A 10,888-nucleotide genomic window follows, 5' to 3' on the forward strand; every position below is an offset into this window, starting at 1 on the left:
TCATTGGCCAGTTCCGTAATTGTGTCAGTAGTGCTATCTACAATGTAAGTATCATCTCCTGTACCACCAATCAAGGTATCAGTACCTAAACCACCATCAAGGGTGTCGTTACCAGCGCCACCATTAAGGCTGTTATTACTACTGTTACCGATGAGGTTATTATCGAACTCACTGACATCAATAATTTGCACTCCTGTGGTCTCATCAGCTACATAGGCGTTGAGTCCTACCAATTCAACACCTCTAGCAGTTCCAGGAGTATCATAAGTAGACACAAGAGTGGGGTTGCTAGGATTGCTGATATCGAAGATTTGCAGTCCTGTCGGACCGTCCCCCACATAAGCGTACCGTCCTACTACCTGAGCGCTCCGAGCAGTTCCAGGAGTATCATAAGTGCCAACGAGTGTGGGGTTGCTAGGATTGCTAACATTAATGATTTGCAGTCCTTTGTCATTATCTGCTACGTAAGCTAAGTTACCTATTAGCTGAACACTATTAGCAGCACCTGGAGTATCATAAGTACCTTTGAGAATAGGGTTACTGGAGTTGCTAATGTCGAGGATTACTAACCCAGTAGCAAAATCAGCCACGTAAGCTAAATTATCTATTACCTGGATACCTCTCGCGGAGCCGGGAGTATCATAAGTACCCTTAAGAACAGGAGCGCTGGGGTTGCTAATGTCGAGGATTATTAATCCAGTAGTATCATCAACTACGTAAGCTAAGTTACCTACTACTTGAACACGGTAAGCAAGTCCAGGAGTGTCATAAGTACCTTTGAGAATAGGAGCAGCAGGATTAGTGACATCAATAATTTGTAGCCCTGAAGTCTGATCGGCTACGTAAGCTAAGTTGCCTACTACCTGAATACCCCTGGCATTTCCAGGAGTATCATAACTGCCTATGAGAGTAATAGCGCCAGGATTACTGATGTCGAGAATTTGCAATCCTGAATCAAAATCAGCTACATAGGCTAAGTTGCCTACCACCTGGACACGGTAAGCAGCACCTGGAGTGTCATAAGCACCTTTAAAACTAGGCATAAATCCCTCACTATTCACAGTTAAAGTGTCCTAAGAAAATGAAAGTTGCTTTGGACTGGAAGATATTTATACCAGTTCAAATTAAAATCCGGTTTATCGGTCGGTATTTAGTAGAATATACAGACAGTATTTCATAGGTTTTCTGAAAAAGCAAGTCTTTTGCGTAAAATTTTTTCTATACCTGTAAAGTTGTAGCAATCAGTAGAGCAGCAATTAATGATAAAAGACAGTTTTGCCGTTAAATGGGGGTGAATCCTGCGATATTTTCTAGTTATATAAAAATATAAGTTGCAATAAAAAAAGCGATCGCTTCCCGTAACTTTATGGAAAGTGATCACTGATTCTGAATTTAGAAAGTCTTAGTCATACTGACAATATATCTTAACCAATAACTACTGATTAAATCAACCTGTATACCATTCTGGTGTCAGCTTATCTGCATCAGCAACAGGAGTTTCAGTAGCTAAAGTTCCATCTATAGTCCAGATTTTATCAGCGGATGTTTGTTGATCACGCCAGTAAATATCAGTCTTACCATCACCATTAAAATCACCTAGAGATGCTGTCAAACCAGGGGTATTGCTAGGTAAGAAAGCTTCAGAACTGATGGTTGTACCGTCCATCAACCAAGCAGTATTTGCACCGGTAGAGGCATTATGCCAGAAGATATCGGTTTTGCCATCACCATTGAAATCACCGATTTTTGCAGTCCAATCTGTACTCAAGGTGCTGACAGTACCTTCAGTTACAAAAACGCCATTCATAGTCCAAATCTTATTTTCCCCTGTTTGGGAGTTGCGCCACAAAATATCAGTTTTAAAGTCACCGTTAAAATCACCAAGAGTAGAAGTCCAGGAACCATCTTGAGCCTGGAGATCATACTTAGTAGTTTGGCTACCATCCATAAACCAGACACTATTTTCACCAGTGGTGGTATTACGCCAGAATATGTCACTCTTACCATTACCATCAAAATCAACAATGGTTGCGGTTAATCCTGGCCCCGTAGTTTCTAAGACATTGGCGCTAATTACCTTTATACCATCCATTTGCCAAATGGCATTTTCACCAGTAGTTGCATTATTCCAGAAAATATCAGTTTTGCGATCGCCATTAAAATCGCCAATATTAGCAGTCCAACCTGGATCAACTCGATCTAAAGTTAAGTAATTAGCGACTTTTGTGCCATTCATTAGCACAATTGTATTTTCACCTGTTGTCTTATTGCGTAATAAGAAATCTGTCTTATTATCACCATTAAAATCCGCAAGTTTATAGTCATAAGCTGTTAAGTCATATTTACCTAAAGAACCCTGTTCTAAAACTTGTGTTCCGTTCATTAAGCGAACCAAAATTTCACCAGTTTGGACGTTAACCCAAAGTTTATCTGTTTTACCATCACCATTAAAATCAGGAACAATGGCTGCACTGGTTAAATAAGGATTAGGATTGGGGTTAGCACTCCCACCAATGGGGATTTGAGCTAATGGATTTGATGGATTATTAACTTCAGCTGGTAACCCGTAATTTGTTGTATCTAAAGATAATTGATCAGGCATGATGTGTTTTTATGAGTAATTAATATCCATTTTTAATTTGCTTTTGATAAAGATTCTGTAAACAGTAAACATCTGGTTAATTATTTTTATTAAATGTCAGTATTTATAGACATTTACATCATGTTTATAAATAGGAAATTTTCCAAATTAAAAGTAATATCTAAACAATCAAAAAATATTTTATATTTTATTTATTAAAGTCATGATTTAAAAATAAAATCCTATTTTCTTGACATCGAGATCCCAAATAATATCATGTCCGCCCAATCACTTACAATATAGTTCATCATTGCATTGCCTTTTCCCAATTACCTATTACCCATTACCAGCCTCAACAGATATGATAAGTGTTCAACCGGACATGATATAATATATGTATTGCTTTTGTTCCTTTGCGTCTTGGTAAGCATAAAACTCCACCTCCGTGTCCTCTGTGTCCTCTGTGGTTCATCCAAAAAAAAGATTGGTGAACACAAATCAAGAGAAAATTAGCTATTATAAGTAGAATTAGCAATTTTCTCGACAACATTCTCAGTAGTCTTTAATTGTTAAAGCTAAAAACAACACTATTAATAAATCAGCTATGCAAACAGAATATCAGCAACGTCGTCAGGATTTAATGGCGAAAATAGGCAGTAGTACAGCGATTTTCACAAGTGCGCCCACGGCGGTCATGCACAACGATGTTGAGTATATTTATCGTCAAGATAGTGATTTCTTTTACTTAACTGGGTTCAATGAAGCGCAAGCAGTAGCGGTATTAGCACCTCATCATCCAGAGCATCGCTTTATATTATTTGTGCAACCGAAAGATCCAGAAAAGGAAGTTTGGACTGGTTATCGTTGTGGAGTAGAGGGAGCAAAAGAATTTTATGGTGCAGATATAGCTTACCCGATTGCAGAGTTAGATGAGAAGTTACCGCAATATTTAGAAAAAGCGGACTGCATTTATTATCATTTGGGACGCGATCGCAATTTTAATGATAAAATCATCCAACATTACCAAAATTTACTGCGGACTTATCCTAAACGAGGTACAGGGCCAATTGCGATCGCAGATCCTAGCGTTGTTCTGCATAATATGAGACTTTATAAGAGTAAAATAGAGTTAGACCTAATGCGTCAAGCTGTAGAAATTGCGGTAGAAGCTCATAATTATGCTTTACAAAGCAGTAAACCGGGACGTTATGAATATGAAATTCAAGCCGAAATAGAACATCTTTTCCGCTTACGGGGAGGAATGGGACCTGCTTATCCTTCTATTGTTGCTGCTGGTAAGAATGCTTGCGTACTACATTACATTGAGAATAACAGTCAACTGCAAGAACAGGACTTGCTATTGATTGATGCTGGTTGCGCTTATGGTTATTACAATTCAGATATTACTAGGACATTTCCGGTCAGTGGTAAATTTACACCGGAACAAAAAGCATTGTATGAAATTGTATTAGAAGCGCAGAAACAGGCAATATCAGCGGTAAAACCAGGTAATCCCTTTCATGCACCTCATGATACAGCTGTGCGGATATTAACGGAGGGATTAGTTGAATTAGGTTTACTCAAAGGAGACATTGATAAATTAATCAGTGAAGAAAAATATAAACCATTTTATATGCACCGTACCAGTCATTGGTTAGGTTTAGATGTGCATGATGTAGGAATTTATCAACATGGAGAAAACCCGCAAATTTTACAACCTGGCCAAGTGCTGACAATAGAACCGGGACTGTATATAGTCCCTGACACTAAACCAGCAGAAGACCAACCGGAAATTGACCCGCGTTGGCTAGGAATTGGGATTAGAATTGAAGATGATGTATTAGTTACTTCTGAGGGAAATGAGGTATTAACTGCGGGAGTTCCCAAGGAAATTAAGGATTTAGAAAAATAAACAATAATTTGTAATTTTTTTGGACTAAATAATTGCATGAAAACTCAGTAAGATAGTAGTATTCAGGAGGAGGTTGCTAGGTTTTTTGTGGTTTAAGATACAAGAAACTGATAAGTAACCCCTTTTCTGTCAGGGGGGGGAAGGTGATAATGTATTTTAGTTAATTTCACAGGAGGAGATGATAGATCATTGGTAAACTCGGAAAGTAGCACATTAATGTCTTATTGGACTCTTAGGGTATGGGGTATTCTGTTGTTTATCAATCGTCAATAATTACCGTGATAGAAAAGTACCCTAAAAAAGTGCGAAACAGATGATCACAGAAGTTTCAGGCTTGATGAAAAAGGTGATAATTAATATGAGTACCAATCTAGCCATTGTCAACTGGAAACACCATAAGCAACATACAGATTTAATACTTGATGATAGTAAACCATTGAGATCAAATCGTCACCGAATTGCTATGAATGTCCTCATGGGTTCTTTACAGCAACTTTGGTCTAACCGCAATGATTATTCTACCGAGGGTAATATGTTCATTTATTACAGCAGTAGCCAGGTCAAGAATCGTCATTTTCGCGGTTCTGACTTTTTTGCTGTTCTCAATGTTGATAGTAGTAATATTCAAGAAAGTTGGGCGGTTTGGGAAGAAAATGGTCGCTATGTTGATATGATTGTAGAATTAATATCACCAGCGACGGCAGAGGTAAATATAGGTATTAAAAAGTACCTTAATGATCGGGTTTTTTGCACCTCAGACTACTTTGTTTACAACCCCTTTGACTCTAGTTCTTTACAGGGATTACACTTAGATCATCACCAAGAATATCGCTCTTTAACACCTAATGAAAATGATTGGCTGTGGTGTAGACATTTGGGTTTGTGGATAGGAACGTGGGAAGGAACTATACAGAGGGAAACTGCGACTTGGTTACGCTTTTATGATATTACTGGCAACTTAGTTTTGTTACCAGAGGAGGCGGAAAAAGCACAAGTAGAAAAAGTAAGAGTAGAAGCGGAGAAGTTTAAAATCCAAGCGGAAAATGCTAAGGACAAAGCGGCGAAATTAGCTGCGAGATTAAGAGAATTGGGTGAAAATCCAGATATATTGTGATGTTGTTCTATCAGTTACAGCAGGTTTCATATCTTGATAGCACACCCTGAATTAATCCACTGCTTTGCTAGTTTGTATCGCTTTTGATATTGATTCAGATTATCATAGGGGTTTAGGGCTTGATGAAAAAGGTGATAATTACTCATGACTACCGACAACAATCTAGCCGTTGTGGACTGGGAAGCTCATAACCCATCAACAGATTTAATATTTGATGATGGTGAAGTCTTGGAATCAAATCGTCACCCTATTGCTATGAATGTCCTCATTCGTTCGTTGCAGCAGCTTTGGTCTGACCGCAATGATTATTTTACTGGGGGCAATATGTTTATATACTACAGCAGTAGCCAAATTCGCCATCGTGATTTTCGCGGTCCTGATTTTTTTGTGGTTCTGAATGTTGATGGTAGAAATCCTCGACAAGGTTGGGTAGTTTGGGAAGAAAATGGTCGCTATCCTGATGTAATTGTGGAGTTAATGTCACGGTCTACAGCAGTAATAGATAAGGGAATTAAAAAAGACTTGTACGAACAGACTTTCCATACTTCAGATTACTTTGTCTATGACCCAAGGGAACAGGGAACAGGGAACAGGGAACAGGGAACAGGGAACAGGGAAGAAGGATTTCAGTATGTCCTGTCACCTATCACCTGTCACCTATCACCTATCACCTGTCACCTATCACCTAACTGGAAGCACTAGTATAAAAACGGAGAGCAAATCGCCAAAACTGAGTAGAAATGAAAAATAATACAAAAGCTAATAATCCTGCACCTAGCAACGAGGTAAATTCAATTTCTCCTAACATGGATTGGGCGGGAATAGTAGTTAAAAAAGATACTGGTAATACAAAGGTAAAGAAAAAGCGATAAACCGCAGGATAGCCAGTAATTGGATATCTTCCCGCTTCTAAGAAGCCTTTTAATACTTCTGTAATATTGTATATTTTAACAAACCAAATGCTGGTTGCTCCTAGTATAAACCACAAACTGTAAAGAATAACTAAACCGCAAAATAATGGCCAGAGGGTAAATAGATATCTGTCAATTCCTAAGCTAAGTTTAGTACCAGCGTAGCCAATTATCAATAATCCAAAGATTAAATCTGGTATTCCCCAGAGGGAAAAGGTGTGACAAGATAACCAAAACTGACTGCGAATAGGTTTTAATAATACAAAGTCTAAAGTCCCTTCCTGGACATGGCGCACAATGCGATTTAAATTGGGAGAGAGAAAGGTAGCACTAAAGCCTTGTAATAAGGTGAAAATTCCTAAGACCACTAAAGCTGCTTCCCATGACCAACCTGTAAAAGTGTAGCCTGTGCGGTAAAATAGGAACAAACCAAAGATACTACCGACCAAATTGCCTAAACTACTAAGAGCAGCAATGATAAAATTAATACGATATTCCATTTCCGCAGCGATCGCCGCAGTCCAAAATAATCTCAGCACTTTTAAATATCTTTGCATTTTTCGCCTTGACCCCAATATCCGTTAAATATGTAAATATAAATTAAACATAAAATAAATTTATCTAAATTTAATATTACTTTTTATTTCTATAAATTTATAACCGTTAAAATGTTGAGTAAAATGTCTTAAACAAGTGGGATTTTATGCACTTTGATTTACCAGAATTAGTTAAATCACTTGGTTACTTTGGAGTATGGGGAATTATTTTTGCTGAATCTGGTTTATTGATTGGTTTTTTTCTGCCTGGTGATAGTTTATTATTTACAGCAGGATTTGTCGCCTCTCAAAACTTGCTGAATATTTGGGTACTGATTTTTGGCGCGTTTGTTTGTGCTGTATTAGGTGATAATGTCGGGTATTTTACTGGACATAAGTTTGGGAGAAAATTATTTGATCAAGAATCTTCTTGGTTATTCCATAAAAAGCACGTTGTCAAAACCCAAGATTTTTACGAAAAGCATGGTAAGAAAACAATTATCTTAGCAAGATTTGTGCCAATTGTCAGGACTTTTGCCCCAATTGTCGCAGGAATTGGTGCTATGCACTATCGGTCTTTTATGTCTTACAATTTATTCGGTGGTTTTGTATGGACTTTTGGTATTACCTTATTAGGTTTCTTCTTAGGAAAATCTTTACCAGCGGAACAATTAGATAAATATCTGTTACCAATAATTGGCTTAATTGTGGTTGTTTCTTTATTACCTTCAATTATTCATATAATTAAGGAAAATAGAGCTAATAAACCTTAAAAATTCAAAATTCACAATTCAAAATCTATTGAGATACTCCAATTTTTATTCAATGATGTCAATTGATTATTTTTGATTGCCAAAGATCACCAAAAACTGGTAATGTAACTAAGGCAAATATTATGGATGTTATAAGTTGAAAACTCGTTCTCATTATTGGCAACTTCTACCCTATATCCGCACCCAATGGCCAACTATTATTAAGGGTTTTGTGGGCATTTTAGGCTATGTACTGGCAACATTAACCCTAATTAATGTCGCAGGGAAGTTGGCAGTTCCCTTTGGCAATGGTAATGTATTAGCGATCGCTCAATTAGCCGCAATCAGCACTGCTATTTTTCTGGTCAGGGGCTTTTTTCAGTCCGTGCAAGACTTATACATGGCCAGGGCAGCTTTAAGGGTAGCTTTTGATCTCCGACAACAGGTTTATACCCATTTACAAAAACTCAATCTCAGCTTTTTTGAAACTGCTAAAGCTGGAGATTTATCTTATCGTCTCACGGAGGATATTGACCGGGTTGGAGAAGTGATTAATAAGCTTTTCCATGATTTTACTCCCTGTGCTTTACAGTTAATTGCTATTCCCATTTACATGATTTATTTAAACTGGCAACTGACTTTAGCAACGGTAATTGTTGCCCCAATCATGGGAATTTTAATTGGTTGGTTTGGGGAACGTTTACGGAAATATTCTCTCAAAAGTCAAAGTCGTATCTCTGATTTATCTGCTATTTTAACGGAAGTTTTTAGCGGAATTCGCTTAATTCAAGCTTTCGCAGCGGAAAAATACGAAATTGATAGGTTTAGTTTTGAAGCAGAACGCAGTTTTAAAGCTAAATATTCCGTAGAAAGATTAAAAGCTATTCAAATTCCTATTGTCGGGTTTTTAGAAGCTGTCAGTGCCTTATCTTTATTAATGGTAGGAACTTGGCAAATATCTCAACGTAATTTAACCGTCGGTGAATTTTTTAGTTATTTAACAGCAGCAGCTTTGTTAATTGACCCCATTGGACATACTACTAATAATTATAATGAATTTAAACAAGGTGAGGCATCAGTTGATAGAATTTTTGAGTTATTAGCAATTCAACCAACGGTATTAGAAAAACCTGATGCTATTAATTTACCTGCTGTTAATGGTAAAGTCGAATATTGCAATATTACTTTTGCCTATCAATCGGGAGAAACGGTTTTAAAAAAAATTAGCCTATTAATAATGCCCGGTCAGGCTGTTGCTTTAGTTGGTGCTTCTGGTGCTGGTAAAACTACTTTTGTGAACCTGTTACCTCGATTTTATGATGCCGAATTTGGAGAGATTTTTATAGATGATATCAATATCCGAGATGTGACTTTAAATAGTTTAAGAAAACAAATTGGCATCGTTCCCCAAGAAACAATTATGTTTTCGGGAACTATTGCCCAAAATATCGCCTTTGGACAGAATGATTTTGATATTCAAGCTGTTGAAAAAGCCGCAAAAATCGCCAATGCTCATCAATTTATTCAGCAATTACCGGCAGGTTATCATACTTGGGTGGGAGAGCGAGGTGTGAATTTATCAGGGGGACAAAGACAAAGAATAGCTATTGCTCGCGCAGTCCTGCTCAACCCGCAAATTTTGATACTTGACGAAGCTACGTCTGCTCTAGATTCCGAGTCAGAAGCCTTGGTACAAGAAGCTTTGGAAAGATTGATGAAAAACCGCACTGTATTAATTATTGCTCATAGATTATCAACTGTCAGAAAATGCGATCGCATTTTAGTATTAGAAAAAGGACAAATTGTCGAATCAGGAAATCATCAGCAATTGTTAGAATTAGCAGGGAAATATGCGCGGTATTATGCTCAACAGTTTTCCTAAAGTTACTCACTGCATGAAATGATAAGTTTACATTATACATTATCAATAATACTTTTAATATTCAAATCTAACTACAATTCTATGTAACATTTTCTTAACAATTAATTGAGAATTATTTTTATTTAGCAACGAGCTTGCAATACTTTCCGCGATTTGCTAGAATTATTGAGAATTTCATAATTGGGTTACTATTGTCAATTTTGTACCCTGCTGAAAAGATGATCTTTAAAAGTCTTTATTTACAGTCGTTTCAGAGATCAAATTTCAAAAAAATACAAAACTTTACAAATTAGCAGTAGTTTTCAAGGGTAAATTGGGGAAAAATTATTCAACAAATAATGTACTTTGACTGATAGTACAAATATACTATTGACAAATAGAGTAACTTATGGTATGTAGGGTGTGTTAGCGACAGCGTAACGCACCATGTTATCAAATAAATCGTTTAAATTTTCTAATGTGCAGTTATTACAGCGGTTTCCGATCTGATGAAGTACAAAGTTGAATGATGAAACTCTTGTAGTGCGGGCATCTTGCCCGCTAAATATGTACCTCATAACACTGGGAAGTGCTGTAATAATTGAATGGTGATCATATCACATCAATCATAAGGATGATGTAGAGACGTTTCATGAAACGTCTCTACAATGTGGTTTCCCTAAAGGAAACCAGAAACTACACTAAGGCAGTAGTAAAGTTACTGATTCCTAAAGTACCAGTTAAACCTGTCACCTCAATGATGGTATCCGTGGTTGCACTAAATCCTGCGGTAGCGTCGTTAATAGCCACAAAGGTACGAGTACCAAAGGTGAATTGAGCAGCAGAGTTAGCTGTAAACACAGTAGTAGTTAACCTAGCTGCAATTCCGGTTGCATCAAGTGTTGCCACAGGTGTGGTAACATTATTGAACCCGCTGCGGGCAGTGGTAACGAGGAATAAATCATTGCCAGTAGTAGCATTGAAGTCGGTAATGACATCAAAGATACCCAAGGCGGAATGAGCTAAAGTGCGGTAGTCAAAACGGTCTACTCCCAACTCTCCAGTTAAAGTATCTTTTCCCAGCCCTCCGGTGAGGATGTCATTACCCGCACCACCGTTGAAGGTATCATTACCTGAACGTCCCTCAAAAACGTCATCATATTGTGTACCAGTGATATTGTAGTTTTCTACATTAGAGACATTAACAAAAATCTGACCATT

8 protein-coding genes and 1 pseudogene are annotated in these 10,888 nt (G+C 37.4%); 5 read left to right on the plus strand and 4 right to left on the minus strand.

Going from position 1 to position 10,888, the window contains the following annotated elements; genetic code table 11:
• Together ACIR310F_RS26790 and ACIR310F_RS22170 are read right to left on the minus strand one after the other, a co-directional pair.
• Positions 1–1,043, minus strand: a 1,043-nt coding sequence (locus tag ACIR310F_RS26790; protein ID WP_462433815.1) for an LVIVD repeat-containing protein, incomplete at its 3' end; no start/stop codon positions are given.
• Between the two features lie 404 nt (positions 1,044–1,447).
• Positions 1,448–2,602 (minus strand): FG-GAP repeat domain-containing protein, encoded by a 1,155-nt coding sequence (locus ACIR310F_RS22170; protein WP_071604821.1) that lies wholly within the window; start codon positions 2,600–2,602, stop codon positions 1,448–1,450.
• A gap of 583 nt (positions 2,603–3,185) precedes the next feature.
• Here ACIR310F_RS22170 and ACIR310F_RS0110900 point away from each other — a divergent pair.
• The 3 genes and pseudogenes from ACIR310F_RS0110900 to ACIR310F_RS22175 all read left to right on the plus strand — a co-directional run.
• Entirely contained in the window at positions 3,186–4,493 is a 1,308-nt protein-coding gene (locus ACIR310F_RS0110900; RefSeq protein WP_028083859.1) for an aminopeptidase P N-terminal domain-containing protein, read from the plus strand.
• Between the two features lie 358 nt (positions 4,494–4,851).
• Positions 4,852–5,607: a Uma2 family endonuclease gene (locus ACIR310F_RS0110905; protein WP_231387487.1), complete on the plus strand. Its 756-nt coding sequence runs from the start codon at positions 4,852–4,854 to the stop codon at positions 5,605–5,607.
• A gap of 144 nt (positions 5,608–5,751) precedes the next feature.
• Positions 5,752–6,177, plus strand: a pseudogene (locus ACIR310F_RS22175) (Uma2 family endonuclease); the annotation flags it as partial.
• Between the two features lie 115 nt (positions 6,178–6,292).
• Here the strand turns inward: ACIR310F_RS22175 and ACIR310F_RS0110915 are convergent.
• Positions 6,293–7,075: an ABC transporter permease gene (locus tag ACIR310F_RS0110915; protein WP_028083861.1), complete on the minus strand. Its 783-nt coding sequence runs from the start codon at positions 7,073–7,075 to the stop codon at positions 6,293–6,295.
• 146 nt (positions 7,076–7,221) lie between these two features.
• On the opposite strand from ACIR310F_RS0110915, the gene ACIR310F_RS0110920 reads away from it, so the two are divergent.
• Positions 7,222–7,827, plus strand: a complete 606-nt coding sequence (locus ACIR310F_RS0110920; protein WP_028083862.1) for a DedA family protein — start codon at positions 7,222–7,224, stop codon at positions 7,825–7,827.
• 136 nt (positions 7,828–7,963) lie between these two features.
• The gene (locus ACIR310F_RS0110925) at positions 7,964–9,688 is read left to right on the plus strand and encodes an ABC transporter ATP-binding protein (protein WP_028083863.1); all 1,725 of its coding nucleotides are present in this window, start codon (positions 7,964–7,966) and stop codon (positions 9,686–9,688) included.
• Positions 9,689–10,363: 675 nt separating this feature from the next.
• Here ACIR310F_RS0110925 and ACIR310F_RS27330 read toward each other — a convergent pair.
• On the minus strand, positions 10,364–10,888 hold a 525-nt coding region (locus ACIR310F_RS27330), incomplete at its 5' end, for a bluetail domain-containing putative surface protein (RefSeq protein ID WP_028083864.1).

Origin of the sequence: Dolichospermum circinale AWQC310F, from assembly GCF_000426925.1 — a bacterium.
GTDB lineage: Bacteria > Cyanobacteriota > Cyanobacteriia > Cyanobacteriales > Nostocaceae > Dolichospermum > Dolichospermum circinale.

Coding starts and splice junctions, on each gene's coding strand:
- ACIR310F_RS22170 (WP_071604821.1), bottom strand. CDS start 2,602: ATGCCTGATCAATTATCTTTAGATACAACAAATTACGGGTTACCAGCT.
- ACIR310F_RS0110900 (WP_028083859.1), top strand. CDS start 3,186: ATGCAAACAGAATATCAGCAACGTCGTCAGGATTTAATGGCGAAAATA.
- ACIR310F_RS0110905 (WP_231387487.1), top strand. CDS start 4,852: ATGAGTACCAATCTAGCCATTGTCAACTGGAAACACCATAAGCAACAT.
- ACIR310F_RS0110915 (WP_028083861.1), bottom strand. CDS start 7,075: ATGCAAAGATATTTAAAAGTGCTGAGATTATTTTGGACTGCGGCGATC.
- ACIR310F_RS0110920 (WP_028083862.1), top strand. CDS start 7,222: ATGCACTTTGATTTACCAGAATTAGTTAAATCACTTGGTTACTTTGGA.